The sequence below is a fragment of the Enterococcus sp. AZ104 genome (genome assembly GCF_050546705.1).
GTDB lineage: Bacteria > Bacillota > Bacilli > Lactobacillales > Enterococcaceae > Enterococcus > Enterococcus faecalis.
Genome location: NZ_CP172952.1, coordinates 1,919,318 through 1,935,310 on the forward strand (window position 1 = coordinate 1,919,318; position 15,993 = coordinate 1,935,310).

A 15,993-nucleotide genomic window follows, 5' to 3' on the forward strand; every position below is an offset into this window, starting at 1 on the left:
TCCTCTTATTTCCACATTTGAATGATTTGTAAAATTTTTGGTACAAATAGAATTAGTCCAACTAGCACTGCGAAACCGGCTGTTAATAAAACAGCTCCTGCGGCCATGTCTTTAACCTTTTTTCCGATTGGATGAAAGTGAAAATCCGTAAACATATCTACGACATTTTCAAAAATTGTGTTGATAATTTCTGCCAACCAGACGAGAAAAACGGCCAATAACAACCACAGCCATTCAGCAAGTGTTAAGGAAAACAAGAAACCAAACACAATGGCAGTGACACCAAACGCCACATGTTTGCGCATATTACGTTCTTCTCGAAAAACTGTTTTGATTCCTTGCCAGGCAAATTCTAATGAATTAATAAAATGTTTATTTTTTCCTGTTTGCTCATCTTTTAAGGCCATACGCATCTAAAATCTCTTTCTGTAAACCAAACATTTCTTTTTCATCTTCAGGTTCCATATGATCGTACCCATTCAAATGTAAAAAGCCATGTACTGCCAAAAAGCCCATTTCTCGCTCCAATGTGTGCCCATATTCAACTGCTTGTTCTGCTGCTCGCTCTGTTGAAATAATTAAATCACCTAGATTCCGTGGTAGCTCTGCCAACTCTTCATCATCAAAAATAATTGGCAATTCGTCTTCCCCTTCATCCTCTAAAGCAAAACTGATGACATCTGTAGGCATATCTTTGCCCCGATAGTCACGATTAATCACTTGGATACCTGCGTTATCTGTAAAAGTCACCGACATCTCCGTATCTTCGGCAATTTCTAGAAAACCCGCTGCAAATTGCAGCAAGTTTTCGATTTCTTTGATTTCTTCTGTTGGTACTTTCTCGGTTTCATCAATGAAAGTAATATCCATTAGTCATCTCTCTTTTCTTGTTCATCTTTCATTTCTTCTGCTTCAGCTTTCATTTTTGGATACTTAATCCGTGAATGGAAGGTACTGCATAATCCATTAATTAATGATTTTTCAATGATGCGAATCTCTTTCATCGTTAACCCACATTCATCTAATTGGCCATCTGAAATTCTGTCTTGAATCACATTATGCACAAAGGCTTGAATTTTTTCGTTGGTCGGATGATCCATCGCCCGCACAGCAGCCTCACAAGTATCAGCAATACTCACAATCCCTGCTTCTCGTGTTTGTGGACGTGGTCCAGGATAACGGAAGTCGGATTCTTTAATTTCAGGATTGCGTTCTTTTGCTTTCACATAGAAAAATTTCATTAATGTTGTGCCATGATGTTGACGACAAATGTCAATCACCATTTGCGGCATATTGTACTCTTCTAAAATTTTGGCGCCATCAATTACGTGGCCAAAAATAATTTGTTTACTATCTTCTGGTAATAAAAAGTTATGTGGATTTTCTGCACCAGCAGGTAAGTTTTCCACAAAGAAATTGGCGTGTTTAATTTTACCAATGTCATGGTAATAACAAGCAACTCGTGTTAATAGCGACCGCCCGCCAATCTCAGCAACAGCGTTAGCGCTCAAACTAGCCACCATCATGCTATGATGATAGGTACCTGGCGCTTCTTCTAACAGTTGTTTTAACAACGGATGGTTCGGATTACTTAATTCATTCAAGACAATCATACTATCATCGGTCACTAATAATTCGATATATGGATGCAAGCCCATTGTTGCTAAAAATGAAAGTACCGTTCCTGCACTTGCACAAATTAAAGCTGTCCACGTTTTACCATCTGTTAAACTCATCCCTTGATAAATCATTAAGACAACCGCCATGAAAACAGGAAAGACCACTACCCACATTAAAGCTGGGAAAACTTGCTCACTCATCCGTTTCCGTTTAACAACTGTTGCTAGAAATCCTGAGAATAAGTACATAATCAGAATAACCGTCAACGAGTTTGTGCCAATAGAATTATAAAAGATAAATAACGCAAAAACGACTTGGAAAATGGCAGCGATTATCCCTGAACGACGATTTACAAAATGATTTAGAATCAGCGGCGCAAAGGCTGCCGGATAGAACAAGGGAATATACATCAACTGCTCTGTTTGGAAAATCTGGAAGAATTTCATTAAAATAACACTGATTAGCATAGCACCCGTGTAAAAGATAATAAACGAGCGTTGTCGCGAAGGCTCAGTCACTTGTTTTGTAAAGAAAATCAACACTTCAACTTGAAGTAAAATAGCTAATGCTAATGCCACCATCGGAAAAATAGAGGTATTTTGACTAGTCATTCCTAGTAACTCAAGTTTTTCGACCGCTTTTGCATCAATTTGAGTACCTTCACGAACAATAATTTCGCCTTGATAAATCATTGCGGGTTGAACAGCATTCATCGCTTTTTGGCGTAGCTCTTCTGTTCGTTTTTCATTGGCAATATCGTTTACCACAATCCCTTGGTTAACAATGTAACGAATGACTTGTTGCATGGTACTCGTAATGTCTAAGTATTGAATTTTACCGTTAGCTTCTTGGCGAATTTTATCTAAATCAGATTCTCGAACGTGATTTTGCATTGCGTCATCCACCAACATCAAACTTTCTGAACGAACCTTATCCAATTGCTCAGAGGTTAATGTAAAGATTGTTTGATAAAAAACATTAGGAAAACTTTGATAAAACGTAACTTCATCTTGCGGTAAAGATTCAAACAATGACTTTAAGCTAGCTACTCGTTCTTCCACGGTCGGCGCAGGAATCGTTTCTTCCTTTTTGGCCTTCGCTTGCTTATTGCTGTACTCTTTGTCTACTTTTTCATTCGCAGAATCAATCAATTTAAATAATTTATCAATACGATTATGTTGGACAGATGCCGTATCTTCTTGATAAATATATTCGGGTGTGACAGCTTCTGCTGCCAATTTTTTTCTTTGTTCTGTTTCGTAGGTATTCTCGATATTTTTATTTGCACGAATGGTTTTCTCGGCCAGTTGACCTTCTTTAATTTCTACTCTTTTCTGATGGACACTGCCAAACATAATCATAAATAAAAGAAGAGAAAAAACGGCTAATAAAATAGGTAAATAGGCTTTACCTAAACGATCCCCTAACTTTGTAAGTACTTTTTTCAAAAGGTACTTTCACTCCTTCCCTAACTGCTTAGGAATGCTTTTGTTGTTCTTTTTCATAGGCTTGAATAATTTGTGCTACAACCGGATGACGCACAACGTCACTGGCTTCAAAATTTACAAAGGCAATTTTTTCAATGTCTTTTAACGTACGCTTGGCGTTAACTAAACCACTTGTTACACCACGTGGTAAGTCAATCTGACTAGTATCTCCATTAACAATCATTTTTGAACTAAACCCTAAACGAGTTAAAAACATTTTCATTTGGGCAACCGTGGTATTTTGTGCTTCATCTAGAATGACAAAAGCATCATCCAATGTACGACCACGCATATAAGCAAGCGGGGCAATTTCAATAACGCCGCGTTCCATTAAACGATTTGTATGATCCATACCAAAAATTTGATACAAGGCATCGTAAACTGGACGTAAATAAGGATCGACTTTTTCTTTTAAGTCACCTGGTAAAAAGCCCAAGCTTTCGCCAGCTTCCACCGCTGGACGAGTTAAAATAATTTTTTGTACTTCGCCTTTTTTTAAGGCTGCTACTGCCATCACCACGGCCAAAAAGGTTTTTCCTGTCCCCGCAGGTCCCACCCCGAAAATGACGTCATGAGTTTTAACTGCATCGATATATTTTTTTTGACCAACATTCTTAATTCGGATCGCCCGACCATGATGGTCCTTCATAATTTCTTCTTCATACATGGCAATAAACGCCTCTAAATTTCCAGCTTTGGCCATTTTAAAAGCAGAAACGACATCTGGCGTATGCACTTTGATGCCTCGTTGAATTAATGTTTGTAGCGCTCTTAACACGGAAGCGACTAACTCTACCTCTGATGATTCGCCAATTAACTGAATAACTTCGCCACGACTATTAATCGTTACGTGGGTATTCTCTTCTAAAAATTTGATATGTTTATCATGTGTTCCTAAAAGCATGTGTGCATCATCAGAATCAGTAAGTATTAATTCCAAAGATTTTGACTGATTATCTGTCAAAAAACGTCCATCTCCTTTATTATATAGTCCTTTACAATGATACCACATTCTTATCTGTTTAAAAAGAAGTCGTACCTGATTTGACTTTGAAAGTCAAAAAAGAGAAAACCGTAAAAAGCTACCGGTTTTCTCTTTGCATAAAAAAACTAGGACAGTATCCTGTCCTAGTTTCGATAACGCTCTTAGTTTTCTTGTAATAATTCTTTCACAATTGCGTTAACTTGGTTGCCATCGGCTTTGCCTTTGACTTTCGGCATCATAGCGCCCATCACTTTACCAAAATCTTTTGGTGAAGTGGCGCCAGTTTGCGTCATTACCTCTTGAACTAGTTGACGAATTTCTTCCTCCGTTAGTTGTTGAGGCATATATTTTTCAACAATTGCTATTTCAACTTTTACTTTTTCAACAAGATCGTCGCGTCCCGCCTTTTCAAACTCTGATAAAGAATCTTTTCTCTGTTTCATCTCACGAGACAATACAGTGAGTTCTTCTTCTCCGTTCAATTCACGGCCCGCTTTAATCTGATCATTTTGAATGGCAGTCTTTAACATACGAAGTACGGCTAAAGTTTCTTTGTCTTTAGCTTTCATCGCTGTTTTAATGTCGTCATTCAATGTGGTTAGCAATGACATACCACCAACTCCAATTCATTCAAAACTAGAATTTTTTACGTTTTCTAGCTGCTTCAGATTTTTTCTTACGCTTTACACTTGGTTTTTCGTAGAATTCACGTTTACGTGATTCTTGTAAAGTACCCGCTTTTGAAACGGAACGTTTGAAGCGACGAAGAGCATCATCAAGAGATTCGTTTTTACGAACGACTGTTTTTGACATGTTATTCCCTCCCTCCGAGCTTAAAAAGTAACCGTTTTTCTTATTTGTGGGAAAAACCCACAAATTAAAATACTGTCCTTGTTATATTATAGCTAAAGCATAAATAACCGTCAACCACTCTACTGATAAAATACGAAATTTTTGCTTGATTTTTCGTCTTATTCGCTATTTTTCGCAACAATCGGCACAACGACCAAGTATTTCAAAGCGATGTCCTTCAATTGAACAACCTTTTAACTGTTCTTCGAAAAAATTCATCGGACACATGTGAATTTCTTCCGTTTTGCCACAAACCGTACAAATAAAGTGATGATGATGTTCCACCTCTTGGCAACAACGGAAGCGAAACTTTTGTTCGCCATTTAATTCTGTTTTTTCCAGCAATTCTAAGCGCTCAAAGTCATGCAAGTTACGATAAACCGTATCATAACTGACTCCTTTAAAGGTTTCATTCATAAATTCATACACTTCACGTGCAGAAACATACCGATTTCGCTTAATCAAATAGCTCATCAGTAATTCTCGTTTTTTAGTATATTTTAATCCACTGGCTTTCATGGTTTCTAAGGCTTGTTCAATATTGGTTTTTACTGGTGCCATCGCCATTTCCTCCCTCACCAACCTAAATCAGAATCATTACGAAATAGATTCTGGACTTATGGTATAATAAAATTATTAAAAATGCAAGAAAGGACTTACCCTCTATGACTATTTCTGAAGAAAAAAAATGTGTGACGATTTTTGTCATCTCAGATTCTGCTGGCGAGACCGCTTCAAAATTGGCGGCTGCTTCAATGGCCCAGTACCCCACTGTTGATTTTACTTTGATTAGACGAACATTCGTTAAAGACGAAGATAAACTGGTGCAAGCGTTAGAAGATGCAAAAAAAGCAGAGGCCATGGTACTGCATACTATCATTAATGATCATCTCGTGGCGATTGCTAATCAATTTTTCAATGAGCATCAATTGTTCCATTTTGACATTTTGACACCACCTGTTGCGGAAATCGAACGATTAACAGGTGTCGCACCTATGCGGGAACCAGGTGCCTTACATCATCTGAATGAAAATTATTTTAAACGAATTGAAGCAATGGAATTTGCTGTCAAATATGACGATGGCAAGGACCCACGAGGCTTTTTAGAAGCGGATGTGTTACTTCTTGGTGTTTCCCGAACTTCTAAAACACCGCTAAGTCTCTTTTTAGCCAACAAGAACTTAAAAGTTGCTAATTTGCCACTAATTCCTGAAGCACATTTACCGAAACAATTATTCGAAATGGACCCTAAAAAAATTGTTGGCTTAACCAATGATCCCAATGTTTTAAACGGGATTCGTAAAGAACGAATGCGCGCATATGGATTGCCTGAAAATACTTCTTATTCAGATATTGAAAAAATTCGGCGAGAACTGGCTTTTGCTAATGATCTTTATCAAAAATTAGGTTGTATCGTTATTGATGTCGCTTCTCTTTCAATTGAAGAAACTGCCTCAATGATTCTTAATGCTTTGAACTTAGAAGATCATAGTTATTATTCCACGGAAACAGCCGAGGATTAAAAAAAAAAAACGAGAAAAAATCACTAGTGATTTTTTCTCGTTTTTTTAAAAGACTTGAACGCCTTCTTGATCAATATTGAAAATTTGGATGCTCGCTTTGGTAGATAATTTCTCCAAACTTTGAACAATTTCGTTGGTTCGTTCTTCTGGCGACAAGATTAGCACAGTTGGACCAGCACCGCTTAAGAAAGAGCCATAAGCACCTCTTTGCTGAGTTAAACGACGAATTTCTTTTAAGTGAGGAACCAATGAACGACGATACGTTTCATGCCATTTATCTTGTTCCATCATTTTGCCTGCTAAAGGTAAATCCCCGTTTAAAATTGCGGCAATCATAACATTGGCAATTGAGCTGGCCGCGACCGCTTCTTTATAAGCCAATTTTTCGGGCAAAACAGCGCGACTTTTTTCGGTAAATAATGGTTCCTCTGGAATAAATGCAATGACATCACACATTGGAAAGTGATGTTTGACATGGTAGACTTGGTTTTCTACATGGCTAGCCACCACGAAATCTCCTAAAATAGCAGGGGCAACATTATCCGGATGTCCTTCCATCTCTGTGGCCAAACGAACTTTTTCTTTAGGGGACAAATTTAAATGTGCTAGTCGGTTAGCTAATTCAATGCCTGCTACAATCACACTTGAGCTACTGCCTAGTCCTCTTGCAAGGGGAATGTCAGAAACCATCCGAATAACTTTTGGTGTTAATTCTGGTGCAATTTTCAATGCCGTTTGAATTAATAAATTCTCTTCATTAGTAGGAATCTCTTCTCCCAAAGTATGTTGAATTTCCCAAAATTCACTTTCACCTAAAACGTTGATTGTTAAATAAGCGGATAATGCAATGCCACATGAATCAAAGCCAGGTCCTAAGTTGGCACTAGTGGCAGGTACTCTTATTTTCATAGTGTTGCGACTCCTTTTCGTAAGTGCAGACGCATTTCTTCCACGTCACTCATTTTTGAAATAGCTACTTCTGTCTCCATTGCTGTATCAGGATCTTTCAATCCGTTACCAGTAAAGACTGCCACGACGGTTTCACCTGTTTTAATTTTACCGCTTTTAACATGTTGAATAACTCCAGCTAATGAAGCAGCCGAACCAGGTTCAATGAAAACCCCATCTTGAGCAGCAATTTTTCGGTAAGCCGTTAAAATTTCTTGATCTGTTACGGCATCAATGAAACCACCGGATTCATCCCGTGCCTGTTCTGCTAGTTGCCAACTAGCAGGATTTCCAATCCGGATCGCTGTTGCCACGGTTTCAGGTTGCTCAATCACTTGGCCTTTCACGATCGCTGCGGCACCTTCTGCTTCAAAACCATGCATTCTTGGTAAAGTTGTTCCTTGTTTTTCATGCCATTCTTTAAAGCCTTTCCAGTAAGCGGAAATATTGCCGGCATTTCCAACTGGAATCGCTAAGACATCGGGCGCTTGACCTAATTGTTCACAAACTTCAAAAGCTGCTGTCTTTTGCCCTTCTAAGCGATAAGGATTCACTGAATTAACTAGCGCAACTGCCTCAGTTTTCGCAATCTCTCGCACCGCTTTCAATGCTTCATCAAAGTTACCTGGAATCGAAATAATGTCCGCCCCATACATAATAGCTTGCGCCAATTTTCCCAGTGCGATTTTTCCTTCTGGAATCACTACATACGCTTTAATGCCTGCTCTTGTGGCATACGCAGCAGCGGCGGCACTAGTATTTCCTGTAGAAGCACAAACAATCGCTTTGGCACCTTCTTCTACCGCTTTTGCTACAGCCATCACCATCCCGCGATCTTTGAATGAGCCAGTGGGATTTAAGCCTTCGTATTTTCCATATAATTGAATACCTAATTCTTTGGATAAATTAGGTAAAGGAATCAGTGGCGTATTTCCTTCGGCTAAAGAAATCATTGGTGTTTTTTCTGTTACGGGCAAATACGCTTGATACTGTTTTAACAAACCTTCATACATGTTTACTCATCTCCTATAACCTTCATTACATTCAATAACTGAAAGGCTTCCGTATTTTGAATAGCTGTCACAACTTGTTGCATTTGTGCTTTTGATATCTGGTGTGTAATGGCAACAATTCTTGCTCGCTGTCCATCTGATTTCTGTTGAACTAATTGATCAAAGCTGACTTCTGCTTTAGTCATTAATTGCGTCAACTGCAAAAATTGTCCTGGTGTATCTGGAACATCTAATGAAAAATAGTACTGCCCAAATACATTTTCGGAACTCGTCAATTGGGTTTTATGTTGATACGAATTGAACATATGGCCAGTCGTTGCCAAGCGAATGTTTTTAGCAATCGTAATTAAATCACTGACCACACTGGTTGCTGTCGGTTTAGCGCCAGCTCCTGGACCGTAATACATTGATTCCCCCACGCCTGCACTTTTTATAAATACTGCATTGTACTCATTCCGAACAGATGCAATAGGATGCTTTTGATTGACTAGCATAGGCGCCACTTCCACCGAGATACTATTCTCATTTTGTTCAGCAGAGCCAATCAATTTGATTTCATACCCCAGTTGTTTAGCCATAGCGACATCATCTAAAGACAATCCGCGAATTCCACGAATATCAACTTGTGGTAATGAAACATTCATCCCAAAAGCAAATTGACTTAAAATAACCATTTTATAGGCTGCGTCAATTCCATCGACATCATTTGTCGGATCCGCTTCAGCAAATCCCAACGCTTGCGCTTCTGCTAAAGCTTCTTCATAACTTTTATCAGCAGAAACCATTTGCGTAAGCATATAATTCGTCGTACCATTCACAATCCCTAAAACTTGTTGAATATTGTCTGCCGCTAAGCTATTAGCAATTGTTCTTAAAATTGGAATCCCGCCAGCAACACTTGCTTCATAATATAAATCACAATGATGTTTTTGGGCTAACGCTACTAATTCACTCCCATGTTGCGCCAGTAAATCTTTATTAGCAGTCACAATATGTTTACCCTTTTCTAAAGCTTTCATGATATACGTTTTGGCTGGTTCAATGGTTCCCATTAATTCCACAACGATTTGAATCTCTTTATCTTCTAAAATATCATCAATTGAAGTTGTTAAAGAAAGACCGTATTCTTCCGCTTGCGCTTGTTTCGTTTCAAGATTTCGGACAAATGCTTTTTCAATGACTACATTCATTCCTGTCACTTGTGAAATTTTCTCTTGATGTTCTTTCAAGAGAGTTAAAACGCCAGTGCCTACAGTCCCTAATCCTAGTAACCCGATCTTTAAGGTATCCTTCATTTTTACCTCCATCAACAGCGCTATTCTAGTTACGCTATTTTTTCCTACTTTTTATCGATGTTCAATATGCTCAAAGGTCTGATTTAAAATATCTATTACATGATGATCATCCAATGTATAAAAAATCGTTTTTCCTTCGCGACGTGCCTTGACAACCCGGCTATCTCTTAATAATTTTAGTTGATGAGAAACGGCGGACTGTTCCATTCCCAATTGTTCACTAATCGCCGTTACGTTATGCTCGCCTTCTTTTAAAAGTAGCAAAATTCTTAAACGTGTTGGATCACTTAACACTTTATATAATTGACTTACTTGTTTGATTTCTTCCATTTGTTTCATTATAGTCGCCTCACTTTGCACTCATTATAACACAGAGTTTTTTAAAATAAGAACTGCGATTGTTCTTTCCTACGAAAAATATGGCACAAAGAAAGTTGGAAAAATGACAAACTTGTCGATTTTCCAACTTTCTTCATCTATTCGTGGTTGGCTTGCTGAACTGCATCCATCACGGCATAACGGAAGCCATTTTTTTCTAGAGCTACGACACCGCGAATCGTACTTCCTCCTGGAGAAGTCACTTCATCTTTCAATGCTCCTGGATGTTTTTTCGTGTCTAAGGCTAAGGTCGCCGTTCCTTTTATCATTTGAGCGACAATTTCATAAGATAAGTCTCTTGGTAACCCTTCTAAGACTGCTGCATCTCCCAATGCTTCCATAAAGATATCAACAAAAGCTGGACTGCAACCAGCCACAGTACCAAAAGTTTCCAGTTGCGCTTCACGAATTTCTTTGACTAACCCTAAAGTAGCAAGAAGTTCCATTACCAGGTCCTTCGTTTGGCCTTCAATTGTTGGTGCCAAGGCTACGCCAATCACGCCTTGATTCACGCTAACTGGTGTATTAGGAATGGCATGAACAACTTTGGCTTCTTTATTGCCAAGAGCCATTTGTGCTTCTTCTATGGTATGACCTGTTGCAACAGAAATCAATAGACTTTCTTTGGAAAAATGAGGGGCTAATTCCTGAAGAACAGGTAACACGACCTTTGCTCCTGTCGCAATAAAAATAACCTTACATTCTTGGAAAAGTGCATAATCTGTGACAAGTTGAAAGCCCCACTCTTTTTGAAGTGCTTCTGCTGTTCCACTTGAGCCGCCTTTCACATATAAATGTTCCTTCTTGACTGCCTCAGCTTTCAGTAACCCTTTAATCATGGCACCGCCCATACTGCCAGCACCGATAAAGCCAATTTTCATAGCATTCCCTCCTTAGTTAAATAAAGTGTTTGTGTCAAAAGTCAATTAGCTTTTGACACAAACACTAACATTCGTACTTTTTCCCGTACAGCCTGTTTCGTTTATTTTATTTTGTTAATTCATTAACGACTGCTTCAAACGCAGCAATTTTTTCAGAAGCTTCTGAACTACTTGTTGCTTTTGTCGCTAGATAGAATTTAATTTTTGGTTCTGTTCCTGATGGTCGGATAGCAATCCAACTACCATCTTCTAAATGATATTTCAACACATCAGAAGGAGGCGTTTGTAATTGTTCTGTTTGACCATCTGCAAAAGTGCGTGTTAATTCTTTAAAATCTTCCGTTTGAGCAACTTGAATCCCGGCAAACTCAGTTGGCGCTTGTTCACGACATTTTGCCATTAAAGCTTTGATTTTACCGCTGCCTTCAATTCCGCTCATTGTTACGGAAATAGTTTTTTCTTCAAAGTAACCAAATTCTTCAAAGATATCTTGTAAGCCATCGTATAATGTTTTTCCTTGTTTTTTATAGAAAGCCGCTACTTCTGCTAATAAAACTAACGCTTGAATTGCATCTTTATCACGAACAAAAGGTTTCACTAAGTAACCATAACTTTCTTCAAAACCAAACATAAACGTTTGACTGTGGTCTTCTTCGTATTGTTGAATTTTTTCAGCAATAAATTTGAAACCTGTTAAAACATTAAACATCTTCGTATTATATTTCTCAGCAATCGCTGTAGCAAGTTCACTAGAAACGATTGATTTTAGAACCGCAGCATTTTGAGGCAACGTGCCTGCTTGTTGATGGGCTTCTAAAATATAATGAATCATAATTGAACCTAATTGATTTCCTGTTAATACTTGGTAGTCTCCGTTTGGCATCCGCACAGCAGCACCTAAACGATCAGCATCTGGATCTGTTGCAATCAATAAATCAGCGCCTTCTTTTTCCCCTAAACGAATCGCGTATTCAAAAGCTGAATGTTCTTCAGGGTTTGGTGACTTAACTGTAGTAAAGTCAGGATCAGCAACGGCTTGCTCAGGTACTAAAACAAATTTTTCAAAACCGGCTTGTTTTAATGCCTTTTCTCCTAACATTTTCCCAGTTCCATGTAAGGGAGTGTAAACTAATTTTAATTCTTTACCCATTTCGTTAATTAATTCTTGATTAATCGTAACTGTTTTAATTTCTTTCAAATACGCGTTATCGACTTCTTCACCAACAATGTTAATTAAACCGCTGTGGGCAACTTCTTCATCTGATAAGACATCAATTTTCAAAGGATTTTCGATACTACGAACATATTTAGTTAATGCATCTGCATCAGCTGGCGGCATTTGACCACCGTCTTCACCATAGACTTTGTAGCCATTATAGGCAGCTGGATTGTGAGAAGCCGTAATCATGATTCCCGCAAAAGCTTTAAAGTAGCGGACCGCAAAAGATAATTCTGGTGTTGGTCGTAAGCTTTCAAACACAAAAGAAGGAATATCATGTTTAGCTAATGTTTTAGCTGCTTCCATTGCAAATTCTGGAGACATATGACGTGAATCATAGGCAATAGCTACACCGCGACGTTTTGTTTCAGGATCTTGCGTATCCATAAAACGTGCAAGTCCTTCTGTTGCTTGACGAACCGTAAAGATATTCATCCGATTAATACCGGCGCCTAAAATCCCACGCATCCCGGCAGTCCCAAATTCTAATGGTGCGTAAAATGCATCTTCACATTTTTCAGGGTCTGTATTTAAGTCCTTTAATTCATTTTTTAAATTTTCTGGAATATTTTCTTCATTTAACCATTGTTGGTAAACTTGTTCCCAAGACATGGAAAACACCTCATTTGTTTTTTTGTTTTTACTTTTTAAGTATAGCATTGGATATTCGTTTAGAAAAGGGAAGTTGTAGCGTTTTCTCTCAGCAAATGATTTTTATAAGAAAAATCTTACTTACTGTTCTATTTTTGTTTGTCTATTTTCAGAAAGCTGTCGTGTAATCCGTACCATTCGCTCACAAAAAAGAGGCATTTCTTCTGGTGAAATTCGGGAACAGTTCAAGCGAATACTTCCACGTTTTTCACTAAAAGCTACACTTGGTGCTACCAAAACACCTTCTCGTAAAAACACTTGCCAATCTTCTGGCTTAAGTGCCCCTTGACGCCAATGTGCCCATAAATAAAAGCCGCCTTTTACTGGCGAAACTTCCCATTCTGGCAACGATTTAAATACTTGATATACAGCTGTTGCTCGTTGTTCCACTTGTTTATTTAATAACGTAATTTTTTCAGAAAAAGAAGGATCTTCAATCGCCATTTTAGCGAGCATCTGCGGAAAAATACTCAACGAAACATCCATCATTTTTCTGGCTTCTGCAATTTGTTTCGTCACGGAGGCGGGCGCACTCAACCAACCAATTTTCGTGGTCGAACCTAAAATTTTTGACAACGAACCGATATACAGGACATTGTCTGGATCTAATTTTTTTAAAGGAGGAATTTCTGTTTTTGAGATAAAACTTAGCTGCCCAAAAACATCATCTTCTAAAATAGGAACTTGATACGTTTGACAGACTTTCACGAGCTGTTCTCTTTTTCTTAAAGGCATCACTGTCCCAGTCGGATTTTGAAAGGAAGGATTAACCATAACCATTTTGATGCGATGTTGTCGGATTGTTTGTTCTAGCGCTTCAAGATCAATCCCTTCCTCTGTCATGGGCACACCAAATAAGCGCACACCAGCAGCTTGGAAAATTGGTAAGGCATAGAAGAAAGATGGATCTTCTACGGCAACACTATCTCCTTGTCTCAATAAAACTTGTAAAACTAAAAAAAGTGCTTGTTGCGCACCTGAAGTAAGCAATAAACTTTCACTTGGTAAATGAAGCTGATATTCCGTTGCTGTAATGGCTTGGATTTCTTTTCTTAACGGCAAATAACCTAATTCATCTTGTGCTTCCTCTTTTAAAAATTGTTTCCAATTTAATGCTGGAAAATCGAAACTGGGAATTAAGTCTAACGGCAACTCACCTGTATACATATCTAAGTCAGTCGGCAAATTTTGTTTAGCTCGTAACTCAATCTCTGCCACCAAGGGATGAACTTGTTTGAACACATTTTGTTCTAAATAACGATGCCAATCCGTTCGTGGCGTCATCATTACCCCCCATTTTCCTTCGTTGACAATCGTTCCACTCCCTCTTTTTCGCACAATCCAGCCTAAGTCCACCAGTTCGTCTAATGCATGAACAACGGTTGAACGATTGACAGACAAGTACTCTGCCAGTTTACGTTCCGAAGGGATTTTTTCGCCTGGTAATAATTCGCCTGTTTGAATCTTTTGAACAATCATTTCCATAATACTGCGATAAATGGGAACATTTTGTTCTTTTTTAAGTTGCCACATAGCAATCACCTCAACAATTGGATGAGTTAAAAGTAATCCAGTTCAATACTTTTGTCAATCAAAAATACAAGAAAAGTGGGACAGCCGTTTTGACGAATGTCCCACTTTTCTGTTTTACTATTAACAGGTTTGTCTCAATACTTGTGTAAAAATGCTTGGATGGTGTTATAAAAGATTCCTGCGAACATAAAGATTAACCAACTAAACCGCCAATCCCCTAAAACAAAACTAATAAATAGATAGAGTGCAACAACTAAGGGCCAATAAACGGATGCAATAATTGCACCGACAGGATTTCCCACAGGTCCTTCCTCTGTTTTTGTTTGTTGAGGGGCAAAATCAGGATGACCAACATGTTCTGAATAAAAATAAGTTTCATTTAACAATTTATTAAAACTTCCTTTAATTACTCCACCAAATATAAACAAGAAGACGCCAACCGATACTAAAAAGAAGAGCCAACTAATCCCCATCGTTCCATTATAATATTGTCCGCCCATCATTTGATGCATGGAACGGCGCATCATCAGATGAAGGCCACTACTAAAGACAACAACTGGGATTAAACCCAAAATACAAAAAACGACGCCCGCTGCCATACAAAAAATAAATGATCGTTGAAAACTTTGTTCTCTTTGTACAACTTCTTTTTTTAACTTAATCGGAATCAATCGTTGCCCCAGCTGTTTGTCCATTGCAACAAACCGATTACCAGCAACAATAAATAATGGAACGCCGATTGCCACACCTATGAAAAGACAAACTAAACCAAGACCGTTAGAAAGAACACCACGCATACCAACCAGCAAGCCAACACCCACCATGATTGCAACAACACCAAGACCAATTTGAATAGCACCTTTACGTTGGACAGCTAAATAGTCAAGTCCTTCCTCCACTGAAATTTCTGGCAAACCGTTCATTGAATCGTTTGTTTCATCCACTTGTTTATTTTCTAAATTCAATTCTTCCATTAATTCATCAATAGTACCAAATTCAGAAATAATTGTACCAATTGCTTCATTTTCCGATTTTCCTTGGCTGAGCAAGTCTTCATAACGATCCTCAGCATTTGCTAATAAGTCCGCCTTTAATTGTTTTGTTTCAGATGTTTCAACAACGCCTGAAAATAAGCTATCAATAAATTCTTCTATAATTTTCATTTTCCCATCTCCTTTACAAATGCTTCGACGACGTCTTTTGTTACTTCCCATTCTAGTAACTTTTCCTCTAAATAACGCTCTCCTGCATGTGTTATTTGATAATAGGTCCGCTTTTTGCCATGCGTTACTTCTCCTGGAAATGATTCAATGTAGCCATTTTTCTCTAAACGTGTAAAAGCAGAATAAAGTGTCGTTTCTTTAATCGAATATTGTTCATTAGAAATTTCACGAATGCGTTTAGAAATCGCATAACCATATGAAGCGCCGGATTGTAAGATTGAGAGAATAAAGGTATCGTTGTATCCTCGAATTGCATCACTACCAATCACATAAATTCCTCCCTCAAGTACTTCAACTATCGTACTACGTCTGTCGTTGTAATTATCTTAACACGATTACTACGATAGGTAAAGTAAAAAAAGCACGTAATGCAGAAATCATTTTA

Annotated in this window: 17 protein-coding genes; 1 reads left to right on the plus strand and 16 read right to left on the minus strand. The window is 38.2% G+C overall.

Annotated elements, in window-relative coordinates; genetic code table 11:
* Positions 1-5: 5 nt before the first annotated feature.
* The 7 genes from IGJ37_RS09130 to IGJ37_RS09160 all read right to left on the minus strand — a co-directional run bounded on the left by IGJ37_RS09130 (position 6) and on the right by IGJ37_RS09160 (position 5,511).
* Positions 6-407, minus strand: a complete 402-nt coding sequence (locus tag IGJ37_RS09130; RefSeq protein ID WP_002382764.1) for a diacylglycerol kinase family protein — start codon at positions 405-407, stop codon at positions 6-8.
* Entirely contained in the window at positions 391-870 is a 480-nt protein-coding gene (gene ybeY, locus IGJ37_RS09135) for an rRNA maturation RNase YbeY (RefSeq protein WP_002356745.1), read from the minus strand. Before ybeY ends, IGJ37_RS09130 begins: the two co-directional genes overlap by 17 nt.
* Entirely contained in the window at positions 870-3,068 is a 2,199-nt protein-coding gene (locus IGJ37_RS09140) for an HD family phosphohydrolase (protein ID WP_002356744.1), read from the minus strand. Before IGJ37_RS09140 ends, ybeY begins: the two co-directional genes overlap by 1 nt.
* A 28-nt stretch (positions 3,069-3,096) precedes the next feature.
* A complete protein-coding gene (locus IGJ37_RS09145) occupies positions 3,097-4,011 on the minus strand; it encodes a PhoH family protein (protein ID WP_411859951.1) in 915 nt (304 codons plus the stop codon).
* A gap of 242 nt (positions 4,012-4,253) precedes the next feature.
* On the minus strand, positions 4,254-4,703 hold the full coding sequence (locus tag IGJ37_RS09150; protein WP_002356741.1) for a GatB/YqeY domain-containing protein: 450 nt from the start codon (positions 4,701-4,703) through the stop codon (positions 4,254-4,256).
* Positions 4,704-4,728: 25 nt separating this feature from the next.
* Positions 4,729-4,905, minus strand: a complete 177-nt coding sequence (rpsU, locus tag IGJ37_RS09155) for a 30S ribosomal protein S21 (RefSeq protein ID WP_002356740.1) — start codon at positions 4,903-4,905, stop codon at positions 4,729-4,731.
* Between the two features lie 165 nt (positions 4,906-5,070).
* Entirely contained in the window at positions 5,071-5,511 is a 441-nt protein-coding gene (locus IGJ37_RS09160; RefSeq protein ID WP_002387080.1) for a Fur family transcriptional regulator, read from the minus strand.
* Between the two features lie 98 nt (positions 5,512-5,609).
* Between IGJ37_RS09160 and IGJ37_RS09165 the strand changes: the two genes are divergently transcribed.
* Complete coding sequence (locus tag IGJ37_RS09165) at positions 5,610-6,467, plus strand: pyruvate, water dikinase regulatory protein (protein WP_002389973.1); 858 nt, start codon at positions 5,610-5,612, stop codon at positions 6,465-6,467.
* Positions 6,468-6,512: 45 nt separating this feature from the next.
* Here IGJ37_RS09165 and thrB read toward each other — a convergent pair whose 3' ends face one another.
* From thrB to IGJ37_RS09210, 9 genes are all read right to left on the minus strand, one after another.
* Positions 6,513-7,376 (minus strand): homoserine kinase, encoded by an 864-nt coding sequence (thrB, locus tag IGJ37_RS09170; RefSeq protein ID WP_010709745.1) that lies wholly within the window; start codon positions 7,374-7,376, stop codon positions 6,513-6,515.
* Entirely contained in the window at positions 7,373-8,428 is a 1,056-nt protein-coding gene (thrC, locus tag IGJ37_RS09175; RefSeq protein WP_002362683.1) for a threonine synthase, read from the minus strand. Before thrC ends, thrB begins: the two co-directional genes overlap by 4 nt.
* A gap of 2 nt (positions 8,429-8,430) precedes the next feature.
* Positions 8,431-9,723: a homoserine dehydrogenase gene (locus IGJ37_RS09180; RefSeq protein ID WP_002356731.1), complete on the minus strand. Its 1,293-nt coding sequence runs from the start codon at positions 9,721-9,723 to the stop codon at positions 8,431-8,433.
* A 51-nt stretch (positions 9,724-9,774) separates the two neighbouring features.
* Positions 9,775-10,083, minus strand: a complete 309-nt coding sequence (locus IGJ37_RS09185; protein WP_002356730.1) for an ArsR/SmtB family transcription factor — start codon at positions 10,081-10,083, stop codon at positions 9,775-9,777.
* 116 nt (positions 10,084-10,199) lie between these two features.
* Positions 10,200-10,982: a pyrroline-5-carboxylate reductase gene (proC, locus tag IGJ37_RS09190; RefSeq protein WP_252671386.1), complete on the minus strand. Its 783-nt coding sequence runs from the start codon at positions 10,980-10,982 to the stop codon at positions 10,200-10,202.
* Between the two features lie 106 nt (positions 10,983-11,088).
* Positions 11,089-12,813: a phospho-sugar mutase gene (locus IGJ37_RS09195; protein ID WP_002356727.1), complete on the minus strand. Its 1,725-nt coding sequence runs from the start codon at positions 12,811-12,813 to the stop codon at positions 11,089-11,091.
* 120 nt (positions 12,814-12,933) lie between these two features.
* Positions 12,934-14,385: a PLP-dependent aminotransferase family protein gene (locus IGJ37_RS09200; protein ID WP_002380591.1), complete on the minus strand. Its 1,452-nt coding sequence runs from the start codon at positions 14,383-14,385 to the stop codon at positions 12,934-12,936.
* A gap of 134 nt (positions 14,386-14,519) precedes the next feature.
* The gene (locus IGJ37_RS09205; RefSeq protein ID WP_325814888.1) at positions 14,520-15,548 is read right to left on the minus strand and encodes a permease prefix domain 1-containing protein; all 1,029 of its coding nucleotides are present in this window, start codon (positions 15,546-15,548) and stop codon (positions 14,520-14,522) included.
* On the minus strand, positions 15,545-15,877 hold the full coding sequence (locus tag IGJ37_RS09210; protein ID WP_002362678.1) for a PadR family transcriptional regulator: 333 nt from the start codon (positions 15,875-15,877) through the stop codon (positions 15,545-15,547). Before IGJ37_RS09210 ends, IGJ37_RS09205 begins: the two co-directional genes overlap by 4 nt.
* Between the last annotated feature and the right edge of the window lie 116 nt (positions 15,878-15,993).